This window comes from Candidatus Microbacterium colombiense (genome assembly GCA_029203165.1).
Taxonomy (GTDB): Bacteria; Actinomycetota; Actinomycetes; order Actinomycetales; family Microbacteriaceae; genus Microbacterium; species Microbacterium colombiense.
The window spans coordinates 428010-446425 of the sequence record CP119308.1; the positions used below are offsets into that span (position 1 = coordinate 428010).

At 69.2% G+C, this 18416-nt stretch carries 17 protein-coding genes and 1 pseudogene; 5 read left to right on the forward strand and 13 right to left on the reverse strand.

Annotation, left to right across the window (positions count from 1 at the left end):
- The first annotated feature begins 205 nt into the window (after nt 1-205).
- Complete coding sequence (locus P0Y60_02190) at nt 206-499, forward strand: hypothetical protein (GenBank protein WEK61597.1); 294 nt, start codon at nt 206-208, stop codon at nt 497-499.
- Nucleotides 500-632: 133 nt separating this feature from the next.
- Here P0Y60_02190 and P0Y60_02195 read toward each other — a convergent pair whose 3' ends face one another.
- From P0Y60_02195 to P0Y60_02225, 7 genes and pseudogenes are all read right to left on the reverse strand, one after another.
- A complete protein-coding gene (locus tag P0Y60_02195) occupies nt 633-1394 on the reverse strand; it encodes an alpha/beta hydrolase (GenBank protein ID WEK61598.1) in 762 nt (253 codons plus the stop codon).
- Between the two features lie 50 nt (nt 1395-1444).
- Nucleotides 1445-4108, reverse strand: a complete 2664-nt coding sequence (locus tag P0Y60_02200; protein ID WEK61599.1) for a penicillin acylase family protein — start codon at nt 4106-4108, stop codon at nt 1445-1447.
- Between the two features lie 131 nt (nt 4109-4239).
- A pseudogene (locus P0Y60_02205) lies at nt 4240-6073 on the reverse strand (YhgE/Pip family protein).
- The gene (locus P0Y60_02210; protein WEK61600.1) at nt 6070-6891 is read right to left on the reverse strand and encodes a hypothetical protein; all 822 of its coding nucleotides are present in this window, start codon (nt 6889-6891) and stop codon (nt 6070-6072) included. Before P0Y60_02210 ends, P0Y60_02205 begins: the two are co-directional and overlap by 4 nt.
- Nucleotides 6888-7508 carry a TetR family transcriptional regulator gene (locus P0Y60_02215; GenBank protein WEK61601.1) on the reverse strand — a complete coding sequence of 207 codons (621 nt, stop codon included), beginning with the start codon at nt 7506-7508 and terminating at the stop codon, nt 6888-6890. Before P0Y60_02215 ends, P0Y60_02210 begins: the two co-directional genes overlap by 4 nt.
- 242 nt (nt 7509-7750) lie before the next feature.
- Nucleotides 7751-9184, reverse strand: a complete 1434-nt coding sequence (gene argG, locus P0Y60_02220) for an argininosuccinate synthase (GenBank protein ID WEK61602.1) — start codon at nt 9182-9184, stop codon at nt 7751-7753.
- A gap of 101 nt (nt 9185-9285) precedes the next feature.
- The gene (locus P0Y60_02225; GenBank protein WEK61603.1) at nt 9286-9654 is read right to left on the reverse strand and encodes a VOC family protein; all 369 of its coding nucleotides are present in this window, start codon (nt 9652-9654) and stop codon (nt 9286-9288) included.
- A 62-nt stretch (nt 9655-9716) separates the two neighbouring features.
- Here P0Y60_02225 and P0Y60_02230 point away from each other — a divergent pair, with 62 nt between their 5' ends.
- The 4 genes from P0Y60_02230 to P0Y60_02245 all read left to right on the forward strand — a co-directional run bounded on the left by P0Y60_02230 (nt 9717) and on the right by P0Y60_02245 (nt 13145).
- On the forward strand, nt 9717-10211 hold the full coding sequence (locus tag P0Y60_02230) for a MarR family transcriptional regulator (protein WEK61604.1): 495 nt from the start codon (nt 9717-9719) through the stop codon (nt 10209-10211).
- 58 nt (nt 10212-10269) lie between these two features.
- Nucleotides 10270-10977: a hypothetical protein gene (locus P0Y60_02235; GenBank protein WEK61605.1), complete on the forward strand. Its 708-nt coding sequence runs from the start codon at nt 10270-10272 to the stop codon at nt 10975-10977.
- Nucleotides 10978-11114: 137 nt separating this feature from the next.
- On the forward strand, nt 11115-12083 hold the full coding sequence (locus tag P0Y60_02240) for an alpha/beta hydrolase (protein WEK61606.1): 969 nt from the start codon (nt 11115-11117) through the stop codon (nt 12081-12083).
- A gap of 66 nt (nt 12084-12149) precedes the next feature.
- Complete coding sequence (locus tag P0Y60_02245; protein ID WEK61607.1) at nt 12150-13145, forward strand: hypothetical protein; 996 nt, start codon at nt 12150-12152, stop codon at nt 13143-13145.
- A gap of 15 nt (nt 13146-13160) precedes the next feature.
- On the opposite strand, the gene P0Y60_02250 is transcribed toward P0Y60_02245, so the two are convergent.
- The 6 genes from P0Y60_02250 to P0Y60_02275 are packed head-to-tail and all read right to left on the reverse strand — an operon-like array spanning nt 13161 to nt 18401.
- Nucleotides 13161-14264 (reverse strand): hypothetical protein, encoded by a 1104-nt coding sequence (locus P0Y60_02250; GenBank protein ID WEK61608.1) that lies wholly within the window; start codon nt 14262-14264, stop codon nt 13161-13163.
- Nucleotides 14264-15013 carry a hypothetical protein gene (locus P0Y60_02255; GenBank protein WEK61609.1) on the reverse strand — a complete coding sequence of 250 codons (750 nt, stop codon included), beginning with the start codon at nt 15011-15013 and terminating at the stop codon, nt 14264-14266. The genes P0Y60_02250 and P0Y60_02255 overlap by 1 nt, the downstream gene beginning before the upstream one ends.
- Nucleotides 15010-16065, reverse strand: a complete 1056-nt coding sequence (locus P0Y60_02260) for a VWA domain-containing protein (GenBank protein WEK61610.1) — start codon at nt 16063-16065, stop codon at nt 15010-15012. Before P0Y60_02260 ends, P0Y60_02255 begins: the two co-directional genes overlap by 4 nt.
- Nucleotides 16062-17048 carry a VWA domain-containing protein gene (locus P0Y60_02265; protein ID WEK61611.1) on the reverse strand — a complete coding sequence of 329 codons (987 nt, stop codon included), beginning with the start codon at nt 17046-17048 and terminating at the stop codon, nt 16062-16064. The genes P0Y60_02260 and P0Y60_02265 overlap by 4 nt, the downstream gene beginning before the upstream one ends.
- Nucleotides 17039-17527 (reverse strand): hypothetical protein, encoded by a 489-nt coding sequence (locus P0Y60_02270; GenBank protein ID WEK61612.1) that lies wholly within the window; start codon nt 17525-17527, stop codon nt 17039-17041. The genes P0Y60_02265 and P0Y60_02270 overlap by 10 nt, the downstream gene beginning before the upstream one ends.
- Complete coding sequence (locus P0Y60_02275) at nt 17514-18401, reverse strand: DUF58 domain-containing protein (GenBank protein ID WEK61613.1); 888 nt, start codon at nt 18399-18401, stop codon at nt 17514-17516. Before P0Y60_02275 ends, P0Y60_02270 begins: the two co-directional genes overlap by 14 nt.
- Nucleotides 18402-18416: the final 15 nt, after the last annotated feature.

An 18416-nucleotide genomic window follows, 5' to 3' on the forward strand; every position in this document is an offset into this window, starting at 1 on the left:
CCACGCGGCGTCGCTGATGGACGCCGTGAGGCAGTCGATGCGGTGCCAGGCGCCACGAGCGGCCCTCGCGACACTCGACAGCCTCGCTCATCATGGCGTCCTGACGCGGGAGCAGATCGACGAGGTCCTCCTCGCTCTTCCTTCGCGATTCCGAGCGCTGGCGAGGTTGGTGGATGCCTCAGCGGCGTCGGGTCCGGAGACGTATGTGCGCCTGCTTCTGCGGTCGCTCGGAGTCGATTTCGAGACGCAGGTGCAGCTGCCCGGCGTCGGGCGGGTGGACTTCTTGGTGGACGGATGGCTGATCATCGAGTGCGACAGCAGGGAGTTCCACGAGGGGTGGGGGAAACAGGTGGAGGATCGGCGCCGCGACATCGCCGCCGCGCGGCTCGGATACGTCACCATTCGCCCGCTCGCGACCGAGATCCTTCGGGACGACAGCACGGTTCGCGACATGTTGCAGGGTGTGATTTCGACGCTTGGGCCGAGGTTCACGGCATGATTCCGTTCACAACTCCTCAAGCGTCGCTCAGCGCGGGAGTCTTGGGCCGCAAAAACTGCGTGATCACGCGAGCCGCCTCAGAGCGGCCGTCTGGTCTTGAGGAGTTGTGAACGGCGGGGCGGGCGGGCCGCGCCTACAGCCGGTCGGCGAAGCCCTGGATCAGGCGCGCGGCCGGCTCGGAGTCGCTGATCAGCGTGCCGTGACCGTGGTCGGGGATGACCTGGAGGTCGGCGCCGGGGATCTCGTCGATGATCTCCTGGCACCAGCTCATCGGTGCCAGCGGGTCGCTCTCGCCGCGCAGCACCAGCACCGGTGCATCGATGCGGGCGAAGGCCTTCTCGGGCTGGTGGGCGATCGTCGCGCGCATCTTGCGGAACAGGTGCGGCCCGCCCCGGAGGTACTCGCGCGCTCCGCGCCAGATCACCAGTGGGCGTTCGCCGACCAGATCGCGCAGCAGATAGCTCGCCTGCGCCCCGAGGTTGCGGGCCGCCTTGTTCACGGTGGGCCCGGCCAGCACCACACCTTCGACGAGAGTCGGATGCCGTGCTGCGAGTTCCGCCGCGATCTGGCTCCCCATCGAGTGCCCGATCACGACCACCGGTCCCGCATCGACGTGCCGCAGGTATGCCGCGACGAGGTCGGCATGTCGCTCCATCGTGAGGGTGCGCGTGGGTTCGGGTGCTTCACCGAAACCCGGGAGGTCGAGCGCGATCACGCGTCCGCGCAGTCGCTGGACGACGTCGAGGTAGACGCTGCGCCCCATGCCGATCCCGTGCAGCAGCAGGAACGTGTGCCGCCCCTCACCGAACGCCTCGGCGATCAGTGTCGATCCACCGTGTTCGAACTCGAGCAGCGTGACGGGGGTGCCCTTCGGGGCGAGATAACTGGTCGGCACCTGTCAACGCTAGTCGAGATTCCTGTGCGGCCCGCCGACCGCGCGCCCGTTCAACCCGCCGGGCGCAGCACCAGGGTGTCGATCGTCGCGGCATCCACTGCATCGGAGGAGAACGCCCAGGGCTTCTGGATGCCGGCGGCCCAGTCCTCCGTCTGATCGATGTAGTGCTCGTGGAAGGCATGGCCGGAGGCCCCGGTGAGGTGGTTCCAGGTGGATGCGTCGAGGTCGGACATGTCGATCACCATGCGCATCGACGGCACCGTCGTGGTCGCGTAGCTCTCGCCGAGCTCCCATCCCGTGGCGTTCACGACCGAAGCTCCGCCGCTGACCGGGAAAGGTCCGCGGTTGAACAGCGCCTCGATGGGAGCGATGCCCGACGACCCCAGTGTGGAGCTGCGGAGGGTGATCGAGTGCAGGGTTCCCCAGTTCCACCGCGCGACCGTGGTCCCCTGCAACGCGGACAGCTCGTCGTAGGACTGCTCGGCCGACAGTGCGAGCATCTCGTCCTTGCCAGACACATCGAGGTTCTCGTTGGTCCACAGCGCATCCGACGGGTCGTCGAGCATGGCCGAGACCACCGTGAAGAGGCGGCTCTGATGACTGATCGGCAGCGGCTGATCGCGCTCGGAGAAGATGTTCTGCACGAGGTTCGACCAGAGCACGTTCGCGTAGGCGGCCGCCGCAGAGGATGCCGTGTTCTGCGCGTCCCAGGACCGCAGCAGCTCGACCGCCTCCTGAGGTCCGGCCCCGGTGACCTCGACGTCGCCCAGCGCGGTCGCCAACTGCTTGCCGATCCACATCTCGCTGTCCATCTGGATGTCGCGCATGTCCTGAGCGGTCAGAGGCGCGGCCGCCGCACTGCGCTCGATCAGGTGCGTGATCCGCGCCGCGCGATACCCGTAGTCCCAGTCCCTGGAGAGGAAGTACTCGTACTCGTCCGAGACGATCGCATTGTTCGCCGTGACGATGTACCCCGAACTCGGGTTGTACGACACGGGAAGGTCCTCGAACGGGATGAACCCGGTCCAGTCGTAGCTGCTGTCCCACCCCGGCTGCGGCATCCATCCGTCTCCTGCCCCGCGGATCGGCAGGCGGCCGGGCGCCTGGTAGCCGATGTTGCCCTCGGTGTCGGCGTAGATGAGGTTCTGCGCCGGCACGTCGAACAGTGAGGCGGCCGCGCGGAAGTCGTCGAAGGTCTGTGCGGTCGACAGCGCGAAGATCGAGGTCGCGGCCGTTCCGGGATCGAGTGCGGTCCAGCGCAGGCTCACGGCGTACTCGCCCTCGACCCCCTCGGTCGCCGGCGCATCGGACTCTGCGCCGCCGGCCAGGAGTCCCCCGCCCGGGGAGTCGGCGAGGGCGGTGAAGTCGTCGGTGAGTCCCGAGATGATCGGGCCGTGCACGGTGGAGCGGATGGTCAACTCGATGTCGTCGCCGCCCGCGACCTTGATCGTCTCGGTGCTCTCCTCCAGCGGCACGAGTGCCCCGTCGCGCCAGTACTGGTCGCCTTCGATCTTCTCGACGTAGAGGTCGGTGACATCCGTCGTGAGGTTCGTGAACCCCCAGGCGACGGTCTGGTTGTGTCCGATGACGATGCCGGGCAGTCCGGAGAACGAGAATCCGCCCATGTCGAACGGGCAGGACTCGTCGACGGTCGAGCACTTCAGTTGCACCTGATACCAGACGGAGGGGAGCGACGATCCGAGGTGCGGGTCGTTGGCGAGCAGCGGCATCCCGGATTCCGTCAGGGTGCCGGAGACGACCCAGGAGTTCGATCCGATGCCTTCTCCGAGATCGCCGACCAGCATGCCGGCGGCTTCGATGACGCTCGACGTCTGCTCCCATTCCACCCTCGTGCTCGCCTGCTGCACTCCGCCGTCGTCCTGCAGCGTCGTGAACGCGGCGGTCGCGTCGGTCTCGACGGCGGGGACCGTCGAGATCTTCGGCACGATGACCGGGTTCTCCTCGAACGGGTAGGCGGGGTACAGCTTCTCGAGGATCTGTGAGGTGCTGACGGCGGTGTCGGGATCGGCGGTCTCGCCGGGATCCAGCTCAGCGGCGAGCAGGGCGCGCTCGGTCTCGTCCTCGATGTTGCCGCGAAGATCCCAGGCCATCGCCTTGAGCCAGGCGACGGAATCCGCGGGCTCCCAGGGCTCGGGGGAGTAGTCCGGGTTCTGTATGCCGATCACCGCATATTCGAGGGAGAGCTCGGCGCCCGACCGTGAGGCGAGGTAGGCGTTCACGCCGTCGGCGTAGGCCTCGTAGTAGCCGAGGGTCTTCTCGTCCATCGCCGCGACCTCGGCTTCGGCCACCTTGCGCCAGCCGAGCGTACGCAGGAACGCATCCGTGCCCGCCTGGGATTCGCCGAACATCTCGGCGACACGGCCCGCGGTGACGTGGCGGCGGAAGTCCATCTCGAAGAAGCGGTCCTGCGCGTGCACGAATCCTTCGGCGAAGAAGAGGTCGTCTGTCGTGTCGGCGGTGATGGTGGGGATGCCGCGGTCGTCGCGCTGCACCGTGACCTCGGCTGCGAGTCCGTCCAAGGTCACGGCTCCCGAGGTCTGAGGGAACGAGCGTTGGATCGTCCACGTCACGAAGAATGCGGCGGCGACCGCGATGACCACGATGCCGGCCACGACGAGGAAGGCGATGCGCCCAACCCGTGGCCACCAGGAACGGCGGGGTGCGTCAGCAACGGGCTGCGAGTCTGTCGTCATCGTCGAGAACTCTTTCGGGGGAGAACGAGGGACTCGGTTCCACCGAGTCCGAGCACGCGTTTCGGGACGCGCCCTCGCATCATACCCACAGGTGTCCGTGCGCAGGGGAGTCGTCCCCTGCGCACGGAGCGTCACCCGATCAGGCTCGGCTGCAGATCGCGCAGCGTGCGGCGGTGCGTCATGCGTGTCACGCCGAGCATCGCGAGCAGCAGCGCGCCGACCAGCCACATGCCCAGCACCGCGAGGTCCCATCCGGCGCGGCCGAGGTTCCCGCCGTACATGAGCTGGCGCATCGCATCGACCACATAGCCCAGCGGCAGCACGTGATGCAGCGCGGCCAACGGGGCCGGCAGCGTCTGCCAGGGGAAGGTGCCGCCTGCGGTCACCAGTTGCAGCACCATGAGCACGAGCCCCAGGAACTGGCCGACCGATCCGAGCCACACGTTGAGCGCCAGGATGATCGCGGCGAACGTCGCCGAGGCGAAGATCATCACACCGAGCGTGCCGATCGGGTTGTCGAAGGTGAAGCCGAGGGTGATCGCGAGGACGCCCATCAGGCCGACCATCTGCACGGCGCCCAGCATGGCGGGGGTCAAGCCAGCCGGCGAGCGTGATGCGGATCGGCGAGTGCAGCGCCGTGATCGCCCGGCGCGAGATCGGCTTCACGATCAGGAACAGCGCGTAGATGCCGATCCAGGCCGAGAGCGCGGCGAAGAACGGGGCGAGTCCCGCGCCGTAGTCCTCGGCAGAGGCGACCTTGTCGCTCGACACCTTCTCCGGGTCGGCGATCGTGTCGGCCTGCTGGGAGCGCAGGTCGGGGGTGGATGCCGGAATCGCATCGACCCCGTCGGACAGACCGTCGCGCAGTTCGGCGGTGCCTGAGGCGAGGGTCTTCAAGCCGTCGCGCAGCTGGGCGGCGCCGTCGTTCGCGGCGGCGGCTCCCGACGCGAGGGTCTTCGCGCCACCCGCGAGGTCGGACGCACCCGAGGCGAGGGATGCCGCACCGGCCGCGAGCTGGTCGACCTTGCCGATCGCCGTCTGCACCTTGGTGTTGCCGTCCTGCAGGCGTGCGGCCAGGGGGTCGAGCGCGTCGAGCACCTGGGCGATCTCGTCGGCACTGAGCCCCTGCTCGGTCAGGGCGGCCTCGATGTCGGTGCGCACCTGCGGCAGGGCATCGGCTGCCTGCTGCACCGCAGCTCCCGCGCGATCGGCGGTGTCGGCGAGCTGCCGGTTGCCCGCGCTCACCTGCTGGGCGCCGGAGGCGAGGGTCTGCGCGCCCGCGGCGAGCTTCGTCGTGCCGTCGGCCAGTTGCGCTGTGCCGTCGGCCAGCGTGGTGCTTCCGGATGCCGCGCTGTCGGCGCCGTCCGTGAGCTGGGAGGCCCCATCCACGGCCGTCACGAGACTGTCGCGCACGTCGCTGAGACCCGTGAGCAGACGTTCAGCGGCCTCGCTGCCGACCATCTGTGCCACCGAGCTGCGGATCTTCTCGACGGCCTGCGTGCCCATGGAGGAGGCGAGGTAATTGTTCGCGTCGTTCGTCTCGAGGTCGATCCGGGCTTGATGTGGGTCATTGCCTGCCGCCGAGGTGAGGGCGGAGGAGAAGTCGGCGGGGATCGTCACGGTGAAGTCGACGCTGCCGTCGCGCAGGGCGTCGGCGGCCTCGTCGGCCGTCATCCGCTGCCAGTCGAACGCGTTGCCCTCGATCAGGTTGTCGGCCACGTCCTCGCCGTAGTTCACGGTGTCGCTCGACGCCTCCGTGCCCGTGGTCGGGGCCGGCGCGCCCTCGTCGTCGACCACCAGGGCGACAGGGACCTCGGGGAACTTCGCGTAGGGGTCCTGGTTCGCCCACAGGTACAGGCCGCCGTAGAGGATCGGCACGCACACGAGGGCGATGAGTGCGATGACACCCATCCTGCTCGCGGTGAGGCGCCGCAGCTCGGCGGCGATCATGGCGGGAACCTTCATCGTTCGGCTCCTGTGTCTGTGTCTGGGGCTGGGTCTGTGTCTGGGGCTGGGGCTGGGGCTGGGGTTGGGTCTGTGTCGGTGTCGAAACCGAGGTCGACGGCATCCGCGTCGGCGTGTTCATCGGCGACATGCTCATCCGGGGGAGAGTCGTCTCCGTTTTCGGACGGGGGCTCCACCTCGGCCTCGACCTCATCAAGCCTGGGCTGCGGGCCGGAGGCGTTGATCGCCTCGAACTCCTGCATCCGTTCGAGGGCGACGGCGGCGGATCCGCCGATGATCACGAGCATGGCGTAGCCGCGGTCGGCGAATTCCGCGGCGATGCGCCACCATCCGTCGGGGGTTCCCCCGTGACGGTCCGGCGACACCAGCACGACACCGTCGACGCCCTCGCGCAGCACGGCCAGCTCGCAGAGGATGCGCACGCGCACCGCGGGGTCGATGTTGCCGATCGGCACCGATGCCAGCTCAGCGAATCCGAGCTGCGTGAGCCAGCGTCGGGCGTGCACGGGCGTCGCACCCACGCCGGCGAACATCAGCTCTTCGCCGACGACGCCCGACAGCGCGATGTCGGCATGCGGATCGCTCACGTCGGGCGCATCGACCAGGGCGACACGGCGGCGGAGGGCCTTCGCGTCGGCAGTGTCGTCGATCGTCACGCGACCGGCGTTCGGCCGCATCCGCCCGCTCGCGATCAGGCCAAGGACGGTCGGACGCTGCTCGGTCTCGGCCAGGGCGTAGCGCACGGCCCCGCTGTGGAACTCGAGGCTGGTCGTCGGGAGCGCGCGGCCCTTGTCGACGCTGTGGAGTGTGATCCTCATGCTTCGTCCTCCTGCGTCGCGACATCGGGATGCGCCGTCAACAGTGCCTCGGCCTCGTGCCAGGAGAGCCCGGCGATGCTCAGAACTGTCCGCACGGCGATGCCTTCGGCCTGGGCGCTGGACGCATCGGTGCGCGACACCACGGCGCGCGCCATCTCCTCGATCAGGCGCGCGAGCGTGGGAGCCGTGAGGTCGGTGCGGAAGCTGCCGTCTTCCTGACCTCGCTGCACGAGGGCGGCGAGGGCGAGACGCAGGGGGGCGAGGGCGGCGGCGGTGTGCTCGACGTGCGCTTCGTCGAGCGCGAGGGCGGCGGCGACCTGCACGTGCGCCGCCTCTTGCCACAGAAGCGCGGCGAGGCGGGCGAGGGCGAGGCGGGCGTCGGCATCGGTCACGGTCGCGGCGATCGCGTTGAAACGCTGCGCTCCGTGCGCGATGAGCTCGCGGATGAGGGCCTCGCGGTCGTCGAAGTGGCCGTAGAGCGTGCGGCGGGAGAGTCCGGCGGTACGGGCGATCACGTCGATCGAGGCATGAGGGTCGACGGCGAGGGCGGTGCGGGCGGCGGAGAGGATGCCGGCGCGGTTCTCGACGGCATCGCGGCGGGGTGCGCGGGTTGTCATGCCTCCATCGTACTTATAGTGCACAACCATGTGCAAGATAGTTCGGCGTACTCACAGGTGCTCCACGCCCGCCGTTCACAACTCCTCAAACTTCGGGGGAGTGTCGCCGGAATTCTCCGGAACGGCGGGCGCCACGGCATCCCAGCCGCCCGGCGTTGAGGAGTTATGAACGCGCGCCGGGCGAGACCACGCACGCAGAAGGGGGCGGATGCCGCAGCACCCGCCCCCTTCTGGCAGAAACGTCAGTCGGTGCCGGAGTCGAAGGCCGCGCCCTCGGATGCCGAGTCGACGGCCCCGGCGAGCGTCTCGTCGACCTCTTCGACGGAACCGGTGATCTCGCCGGACTCACCCGCCGTCACGCGTCCGACGAGCTCGCCCGTCGCGCCGCCGACCAGGCCGAGTCCGGCGTACTGCTCGAGGCGTGCCCGCGAGTCGGCGATATCGAGGTTGCGCATCGTGAGCTGGCCGATGCGGTCGACCGGGCCGAAGGCGGCGTCGCCGACGCGCTCCATCGACAGCTTCTCCGGGCCGTATGACAGGTTCGGCGACACCGTGTCGAGGATCGTCCAGTCGTCGCCGCGGCGCAGGCGGATCGTGACGGTACCCGAGATCGTGAGGCCGACCCAGCGCTGGATCGACTCGCGCAGCATGAGCGACTGCGGCTCGAGCCAGCGTCCCTCGTACATGAGGCGGCCGAGGCGGCGGCCCTGCTCGTGGTAGGTAGCGAGGGTGTCCTCGTTCAGGATGCCGTTGACGAGACGCTCGTACGCGATGAACAGCAGTGCCATGGCCGGGGCCTCGTAGATGCCGCGCGACTTCGCCTCGATGATGCGGTTCTCGATCTGGTCGCTCATGCCGAGGCCGTGGCGTCCGCCGATGGTGTTGGCCTCCATGACCAATGCCACGGGGTCGCTGAACTCGACGCCGTTGATCGCGACCGGGCGACCGGCCTCGAAGGTCACGGTGACGTCTTCGGTCTCGATCGCGACCGAGGGATCCCAGAACTTCACGCCCATGATCGGGTCGACGGTCTCGAGCGACACGTCGAGGTGCTCGAGGGTCTTGGCCTCGTGCGTCGCACCCCAGATGTTCGCGTCGGTCGAGTAGGCCTTCTCCGCCGAATCGCGGTACGGGAAGTCGCGGGCGACGAGCCAGTCGCTCATCTCCTTGCGGCCGCCGAGCTCGGTCACGAAGTCGGCGTCGAGCCACGGCTTGTACACGCGCAGGCGCGGGTTGGCGAGCAGGCCGTAGCGGTAGAACCGCTCGATGTCGTTGCCCTTGTAGGTGGAGCCGTCGCCCCAGATGTCGACGCCGTCTTCCTTCATCGCACGCACGAGCATGGTGCCGGTGACAGCGCGACCAAGGGGTGTCGTATTGAAGTAGGTCTTGCCGCCGGAGCGGATGTGGAAGGCGCCGCACGACAGCGCGACCAGTCCCTCTTCGACCAGCGCGGTCTTGCAGTCGACGAGGCGCGAGGCTTCGGCGCCGTACTCCAGCGCGCGCCCGGGGATCGATGCGATGTCGTCTTCGTCGTACTGGCCGAGGTCGCCGGTGTACGTGAAGGGCACAGCGCCCTTCTCGCGCATCCAGGCGACGGCGACGGAGGTGTCGAGTCCTCCGGAGAAGGCGATGCCGACGCGCTCGCCGACGGGAAGGGACTGGAGGACCTTGGACATGCTCCCCAGTCTATCGGCGGGCGGCGTGTCGCCCTGTGCCGCATGACGCTCGGGCCCGGCGCACCGGGCGTCATGCGACGTGGCCAGGGTGCGGCCGTGTCTCAGGCGCGGTCGTGCAGTGTGATCCGGTAGCCGTCGGGGTCAGCGAACGTGAACGTGCGGCCGAAGGGTCCGTCGATCGGGTCGGCGACGATCGTGTGGCCGTCGGCGACCAGGGCGTCGTGGATGCTCTGCACATCGGTGGCGTGCAGCCAGATGGCCGCGCCGATGCCGGGCTGGCTGACGGAGTCGAGGTCGGTTCCCGGGGCGAGGTCGCGGAGGGCGAAGGCGATCGGCGCTGTGTCGAAGACGACGGCGTGCGGTGGGCCGGCCGGGGAGCGGACGAGGCCGAGGTAGTTCTCGTAGAAGGCCCGCGATGCGGCGAGGTCGCGTGCCTGAAGGGAGATGAAGTCGGGGCCGGTGACGGGCATGTGAGTTCCTTGCTCTCGGTGTCAGTTTTCTGACATGAGTCAATCTATGTCAGAATACTGACATGAGTCAAGACGGCATCGACCTGGAGACCTCGCTCGGCTATCTGCTGAAGGAGGCATCGAGTGCCCTCCGCTCCGCGATGGAAGACGTGTTGCGGCCCCTCGGCATGACGATCACGCACTACTCCTGCCTCGAGCTGCTGGCCCAGCGCCCCGGGCTCTCGAACTCCGCGCTCGCCCGCGGTGCGTTCGTGACGCGGCAGTCGATGAACGTGCTCCTGCAGAACCTCGAGCGCGACGGATTCGTGACCCGTCCGTCCGAGGCTCCGGTCGGCAAGGTGCTGCCGACCAGCCTCACACCGCGCGGACGCCGCCGCCTGGCGACGGCGAGCGCTGCGGTGCGTTCGGTGGAGCAGCGGATGCTGGCACGCATGACCTCGACCGAGCAGGCGAACGCGTTCGCGGCACTGCAGAGCATGATCACCTCCTTGCGCGCCGGAAGCGGTGGCAGCGGCGCCGGCAGCGGCGACCCCGACAGCACCGACGACGCCGGGTAGGCGGGTCGTCCCTGACAGCAGGCCGCCGAAGTGGGAGAGTGGCCCACGGAGGTAGGACATGGCCGAAGCAGTGCTCTGGGGTGTGGTCGCGGCGGCGCCACTTTTCATCGGTGCGGTGCTCGCGTTGCTCCGGAAATGGCCCCCGCGGTGGCTGGGCATCGTCCTCGGCTTCGGTGCAGGCGCCCTGATGGCATCCATCGCCTTCGAGCTCTGGGAGGAGGGCCTCGCGCTCGCCGGTCCCATCCCGCTCGTCGCCGGCGTGGCCGCCGGGGCACTGAGTTACTACATCGCCGACCGCATCCTCGACGCCAGGGCGGCGAAGGCGAAACAGCAGGCCGGCGGCGGTCAGCTCGCCGTCGGGGCACTGCTCGACGGCATCCCGGAGCAACTCGTCCTCGGCATCGGACTCGCCTCGGGCGAACCGGTGAGTGTCGCGCTCGTCGTCGCGATCCTCGTCTCCAACCTGCCCGAGTCGATCGGCTCGGCCTCCGACCTGCTGCAGTCCGGAATGGCCCGCTCGCGGGTGCTCTGGCTCTGGGCCGGTGTCGCCGTGATCTGCGCGCTCGCGACGGTCGCCGGCTTCGGCCTCGCCAGTGCCACGGGCGACGAGTTCCGCGCCGGGGCGAGCGGTTTCGCAGCCGGCGCCCTGCTGGTGATGCTCGTCGACTCGATGATCCCCGAGGCGCAGCAGAAGGCGAAGGAGTCGACGGGGCTCGCGACCGTGCTCGGCTTCGCGCTCGCCGCGGGCCTCGCCCTCTCCTCCTGACCTCGGCCGACACGGCCCCGCCAACCGGCGGCTCCGGCGCTGCGGATCGACCGCGGCTGGCGGGTTACGCTCAGGGGCGACGTGCAGGAGTCTGGCGGGAAGCCGCCGCCGTGGCGACCGAGAACAAAGGAGTTCTGATGACCGAAACGACCCTCCGCCCTCCGTTCGACCCGGAACTGGAGGCGGCACTCGCCCTCGTCGGCGACCAGCTGCCCTCGACGCTGACGCCCGAGATGATCCCGTTGCTGCGCCAGAACCCGGTGAGCGCCGACGACGAGATCTTCGCCGTGCTCGCCGACCGCGGCTTCACCCGTCGCGACGTCACGATCGCCGGTCACGAGGGCGATGACATCGTCGTCACCGTGATCGAGAAGGAGGGGCGCACCGGCACCGGCCCCGGCTTCTTCCACACGCACGGCGGCGGCATGATCATCGGCAACCGGTGGCTCGGCGTCGTCGGTTTCCTCGACTGGGCCGAGCGTTTCAACGGGGTCATCGTCACGGTGGAGTACCGCTTGGCGCCGGAGTTCCCCGACCCCTACCCGGTGGAGGACTGCTACGCGGGGCTCGTCTGGACCGCCGATCACGCGGCGGAGCTCGGCATCGACGCCACCCGCATCCTGATCGGCGGGGGCAGCGCCGGCGGTGGCCTCGCCGCCGGTACGACCCTGCTCGCCCGGGATCGTCGCGGCCCGGCACTCATCGGCCAGCTGCTCATCTACCCGATGCTCGACGACCGCGACGAGAGCGTCTCGACGCAGCAGATCGACGGCATCGGCGTCTGGGATCGCGGCTCCAACATCACCGGATGGAGCGCGCTGCTCGGCGACCGCAAGGGCACGGACGACGTGTCGATCTATGCCGCCCCTGCTCGCGCGACCGATCTGACCGGACTCCCGCCCGCGTTCATCGACTGCGGCAGCGCCGAGGTCTTCCGCGATGAGGATGTCGCCTACGCCACGAAGCTGTGGGAGGCCGGGGTTCAGGCGGAGCTGCACGTCTGGGCCGGGGGATTCCACGGATTCGATATGTTCGCGCCGCACGCCGCCGTCGCCCAGGCGATGCTCGCCGCCCGGAACGACTGGGTGAACCGGCTGCTCGGCTGATTCCGATGCCCTATGGGGTCGCCGGTCGACCCCATAGGGTGGAATCCCCGTGCGATGGAGCCCGACATGCAAGATCTGCTGGGGCGGCTCACCGCCCTCGACCCGGATGCGAGCGAGACCCTCAAGGTCGTCTCCTACTTCGACACGCTCGTGGCGCGCTCGGTCGGCGTCGAGAGCATGCTGCGGGGTGCGGCGGTGCTCAGCGGAGCCACGGTGGGGCAGCGCGATGCGCGTCAGATCATCCGCGTGCGCGCTGACGGCGTGCGCATCGAGCCCGTCGATCCGGGTGAGCGATGGATGCTGCGCGACAGCGGGACGGATGCCGTCGCCTGGATCGAGCGCGAGGGAGAGCCGCACACGAATGACGCGATGATCCTCGAGCGCCTCACGCTCGCCCTCGGCATCCTGCGTGCCCGCCGCACCGGCGACGCGGAGAGCGCGGTCGAGCTGGTGATCAGCTCCTTCGCGGGCGAGGGCGAACGATCGGCCGCTCTGAGCCGGCTGCGGCTGCCCGTGGGCGCGGTGCGGGTGATCGCCTCGCCGCCCGATCCGGCACCGGCGTTGCGGCATCCGTCCGCCGTGGTCGCCACGCGTCACGGGCTCACCCGGGCCACCATCATCGCCGCCGATGCCACCCCCGCCGAGGCCTGGGAGGGCGCCGACGATCTGCGCCTGGGCATCGGCAGCGCCGGAACCGGGGCGGAGCTTGCGGGATCGTGGTCCGACGCGCTGATCGCCGTGCGGTTGACCTCGCCGGAGGAGCCGGTCGTCGATGCGGAAGACCTCGGTGCCTTCCTGTTGATCGCCGCCGCGGCCGACTCCGGGGCGATGCATCCCGACGCCGCCGCGCTCGAGCGGCTCGATGCCCGCACTCGGGAGCTGCTCGATGCGGTGGTCCACGAGCAGAGCGTGCGTGCAGCCGCTGTGCGCCTCGGCCGTCACCACTCCAGCGTGCAGGACCGGCTCATCGCCGTGATCGATCAGCTCGGCTACGACCCGCGCACGCCGCGGGGGCAGATGCGATTCACCGTGGCGCGGATGCTGCTGCGCCTCGCGCACTGACGCGAGGCCCGACGGTCACTCGAACCCCGGGTACTCCTGCAGCTTCTTCTCGAATTCGGCACGGTCGGACTCGCGCAGCACGGCGCTGGCGATCACGGCGAGCTGCAGACCCTCCAACGGCTCGCCCGTGCGGGCGTTCTGGGCCTCACGTGCGACCAGGAAGTCTCCGGTCGGATCGTTCGAGAGGTCGTAGATGTTCGCGTAGAACCGCAGAGGCTCGGGGTAGTTCTCGGTGTAGTACTCCCACGTGTGCTGGGTGCGCGGGTCGTCGCTGCCGTAGAGCTTCGCGATCATCGAGGGATCGACGCTGGAGTTGACCGGATCGTTGAAGCTGTACAGATTCCACAGTCCGTGCTCGATGACGACCTCGTCGATCACGCGCATGACCTCCGCCTTGCGCGCCGGATCCTGGATCGGCTCGTTCGTCGCCCACCCGACCGAGGTGTATTCGAAGAGCATCGACTCCCCGCCGTAGCCGTTGCGCTCCGGGCGCAGGTCCTCGTCGCCCACCGGCACCCAGGTGTACCCGAACCGTTCGCTCAGGCGCGTGCGGATGTCGGCGAACAGGCTGTCGGCCGCGGCCCGCACCTCTTCGAGCGACTGCTGGTTCAGCACGTTCTGCGACGCCGTGCCCTTGATGCCGGGGTACGCCTCCTCGTGCTTCTGCTGCTCGGTCTTGACCCCGTCGTAGTTCCCCGAGGCCGAGGTCTGCAGCGCGCTCATGCCGCCGACGGTCGCGACGTTGAACAGGATCGTGATCACCAGGGCGACAGCGCCGAGTCGTCGACCGCGGGCCGAGATCAGCGCCGCGACGATGACCGCGACGATCACGAGCTGCAGGGCGAGCATCGTCGCGCCGTAGAGCAGATCGGTGCCCCCGGCGAGCAGTGCACCGATCAGGATCAGCGCGAACAGGATGGCGGCGAGCAGAGCGATCCACCCGATGGCGTTCGCGGGCTGCTTCTCGGCGGCAACCGAAGGGTCGGTGACGGGCAGGGGAGGAACCCAGGATTCCGGACCCTGCTGTCGGCGCGCACCCTTGTATCCACCGGGCGGGGGAAGGGGCGGCGCCCCCTCGGTCCCAGCGATGTACCGCGCGCGCTGCTTCTCGTGATCCATCACCATGGCCTGTCCGTTCCCGAACCGCCGGGGTCGTCACTGTTCTGCTGCTGATCCCGCTCCTGCGTGCCCTGTTCGAGCTTGTCCTGCAGATCCTGCAGCTTGTCCTCCGATGGCTGGGGCTCCTGCTCGTCCGGCTCTTCGGCCGGCGGGGGCTGCTGCTGCTCCTGCTGCTTCTCCTTGAGACGCTGTTCCGCCTCGTCGAGGGTCTCGGACATGTCGCGCTGGGGGTCGGACGACTGCTGCTGCGCCTCGTCGCTGTTGCATGCGTCCGGCGTCTCGACCGTGATCGTGAGCGCCTCGGCATACAGCTGCGCGGCACCCGCGCCGTCGCCGTCCGCCCGGGCGGCATCGCCCATGCGTTCCACCACGAGTGCGAGGTTGATGCGCACGCCGCAGACCTCGAGGCCGCGCGCGAGATCGAGCGCCTCTTCGAGCTTCGCCCGGGCCTCGGGCAACTGTTCGGCTCCCGCGAGCGCGGTTCCCACGTTGAACGGCGCCTTGTACGGTTCGAACCAGTTCAGGAACTCCTGCCCGCGGGCCGCCCCTTCGGATGCGGCGTAGTCATCGACCACGTAGGCGGTGATCGCCTGATGCGCGAAGGCGTACATGCTCAGCAGCTTGCCGACGAAGAGCAGCGCGACGAGAGTGAGGGGCAGCGTGCCGATCGCGATCCATCGGCGGATGCGGCGGCGCCGGCGGTTCGACGCGAGCAGCGCGGCGGCAACGTGCGAGGAGTCGAGGGTCATCGCGCGCCTCCTCTGCGTGCCGGGCCGTCGGGGCGTGGGGCGCGGAGCTGACGCAGCCGCGCGATGAGCATGGTCGCCCGTGTGAGCTCGAAGCCGAGGAGCGCCACGATCACGAGCGCGGCGATCCAGTACAGCTCGGTGACCTTGCCGGTCGTCCCGGATTCGGTGTAGCTCGTGGTCGTCGACGGGGCGTCGGGCAGCGTCGGTGCGGCATCCGCTGTGCGGTGCTGATACTCGACATCCAGCTGACCCGCGACGAGCTTCAGGTTCGTCTCGTCGATCGTCGACAGGGCATCGGAGCCCTCGTACTCGATGTAGTCCGATCCGCCCCCGGCCACGCCGCCCGTGGTGATGCGCATCGGTCCGCCCTCGGCCGTGCCGTAGCCGAAGACCGCGCCGCTGTCGGTGTACTTCGTGCTCGCCGAGAACGACTCCGGTGGGGAATCGACGGTCTGCTCGCCGTCGCCGAAGTAGAACACCATGCGCGAGCGCTCCGGTGACGACTCCGCCGCACTCTTCAGCGTCTCGGCCAGGAGGGGGGCGGCGATGCCGATGGAGCTGCCGCGAGACAGACTCGTCACCTCGGGCCGGAGCACCTCGAGCGAACCCATGACCGCAGTGGTGTCGGTCGTGAGCGGCATCCGGAGCTCGGCGGCCGCATCGAAGGTGAGCAGGGCGAAGCGCGCACCGGGGTACTGCTGAACGATCGCCTGCACGTCCGCCCGCACGCCGTCGAGACGCGGACGGTCGCCGTCCCAGTCCTCGGCGACGATGCTGGCGGTGGTGTCGACCACGAGCACGATGTCGGTGTCTGTCGCGAGCGTCTGCGTCGCGCCACCCGGGATGCCGGGGCGCAACAGCATCGCCAGGCAGGCGAGCACCATCACCAGACGCAGCGCCCACAGGGATCGGTGCCGCACCGCGGCCGACGCGGGCGGTGGCGCACCCGTCGAGGAGCGGGGGACGCGCACGAGCAGCCAGACGACGAGCGCGACGATCGGCGCGAACAGCAGCACCAGCAGCAGAGGGTGCAGGACGGGCTGGAAGATCACAGTCGCACCCTCCAGACCACGATGATGAACCCCAGCACGGCGACCGACAGCACGACGATCCAGAGGTTCGGTGTATCGGTCCACACGATCTGCGCCTCGCCGCGCAGTGCGGTGGCTTCCTGCTCCTGCACCTGGGTGACGATGTCGGCGACGGTCGTGGTGTCACGCAGCCCGAACGCCGCGCCACCGGTCGCCTCGGCCGCGGCGGCCAGCTGGGCGCTGACCTCTGCATCCTTGCCCTGCACCGGGTTCAGGGCGAAGACGCGAACACCCTTGTCCTTCGCATACGCCGCCGCCTCCTCCAACGTCACGATCGAGGCTCCGTTCACCTCGTTGTCGGTGGCGAAGATGACCGAGCGCGATCGCTCGTCGTCGAGGCGGTCGAACCCCATCGCGCAGGCCGCGAGCCCGTCGCCGATCAGCGAGGCGCCGTTGCCGTTGAGGGTGCCGACCCAGTGCTCGGGCACCTCGTCGACGTAGTCGAAGCTCTCCTTGATGCTCGCCAGATGCGTGCGGATGAAGTCGTAGTCATCCGTCAGCGGGAAGATCTGCACGGGAGAGCTGTTGAAGATCGTCAGCCCGATGCGCTCACCCTCGAAATCGTCGAGCAGCTCCTCGAAGACGCTCAACACCTCGACATCGACCTCGGTCATCGACCCGGAGACATCGAGGCACAGCATGATGTCTCGGCTGGTGTTGACCGGCTGAACGGTCTGCGACGACATCGGCCGCGCCGCCACGACCCCCGCCGTGATCACCGCGACGGCACCGAGCGCGAGGATGCCGGAGAGGGCGAGCACGCGCCGCAGGAGTGCGTCGCGGAAGCTGGGCAATGCGCGCAGACGCTCGGCGCGGGCGATGCGCGCGGTCTCGGCCTCGGCGGAGCGACCGGACCGACGAAGACCCAGCACCAGGCCGACGCCGAGGGCGACCACGACCACGCCGATCGCGACGAGGATCATCCAGAAGTTCGCTAGTGCCACGTGTGCACCACCGTTCGCGCCGCGGCGGCACCGGCGATCGGATCGATCGGTGGTCCCTGGCGGAAGATGCTCGGGTAGTAATGACGACTCATCGCGTCGATCAGCGCGGGGTGCACGCCGCGGGACTTCAGATCGTCGAGCGCGAGCACGGGAGCCTCGAGCCCGCTGTACTCGTTGACGAAGGTGCGCACGACCCGACTCAGCTCGAGGTTCGCGTTGCGCGGTGTGAGCCGGCGCTCGCGGTAGTCGGTCTCGATCCGCTGGATGCGGTCGAGGTACTCGGTGCGCAGCTGCGAGAGCACGTCGCCCGTCGACGGCACCGGTCCCCCGGAGCCGGGCGCTGCGACGGCGCGGCGCGGTCTCGTCAGCACGATCACGAGCCAGGCGGCGGCGACCAGCAGCACGAGGATGCCGATGGCGAGCAGCATCCATCCCCAGCCGTACTGCGCCGGCGGGTAGAGCTCATCAGAACCGGGCATTCGACCTCCGGTTCAACAGGTGCAGAAGCTGCGCGACCGCGTCGTCCTGCCCGTCGAGCACCGCATGGCTGATCTCCATACGGGTCAGGGCGTCGGCGAGGTGCACGGCTTCGGCCTGCGTCTGCGCGGTCAGCTCGCGCACGATGCCGAGGTCGCCCTGCACGAAGTCGGGCACCTGCCATCGGCTGTCGACATCGCTGCGGGTGCGTCCGGTGGGGTGATCGAGCACCGGTTCGGCGTCGCGCACCGTGAGCCACAGCACATCGTGCTGCACGCGCAGGCGCCGCAGCATCCGCTCCGTCTCCGGTGTGATCGGGGTCTCGTCGGTGACGACGACCACGATCATCCGGCGCGAGATCGTGCGGGTGACGTACGAGAGCAACGCGTCGCGGTCACTCGGGGCCGTGCTCTGCTCGATGGCTCGGTCGATCGTGCGCAATGCGTGCTCGAGCGCACCCTCGCTGCGACCGGGAGCCAGCCGGCGCACGCGGGCGGCATCGCCGTAGACGGCGGTGAAGTCGTCGCCGTGTCGCAGCGACAGCACGCCGAGCGCGCCGGTCGCCAGCACGGCGAGGTCGCGCTTGGGCCGTTCGTCGGCGGCGAGGGCGGTCATCGAGCGCCCCGTGTCGACCACGAACATGACGGTGTGCATGCGCGTCGCCCGGGAGCGCTTGACGAGCGGGGTGCCCAGGCGGGCGGTCGCGCGCCAGTCGATGTCGCGCACCTGGTCGCCGTACTCGTAGGCGCGCAGATCCTCGAAGTCGAGACTGCGTCCGTGCAGCAGCGATGCGTAGGCGCCGTCGAGCGCGTGCATCGACTTGCGCGACGAGTGGATGAAGAGCTTGCTCTTCACCTGCGCGATCAGACTGGCCATGTGCGGGAGAACCGG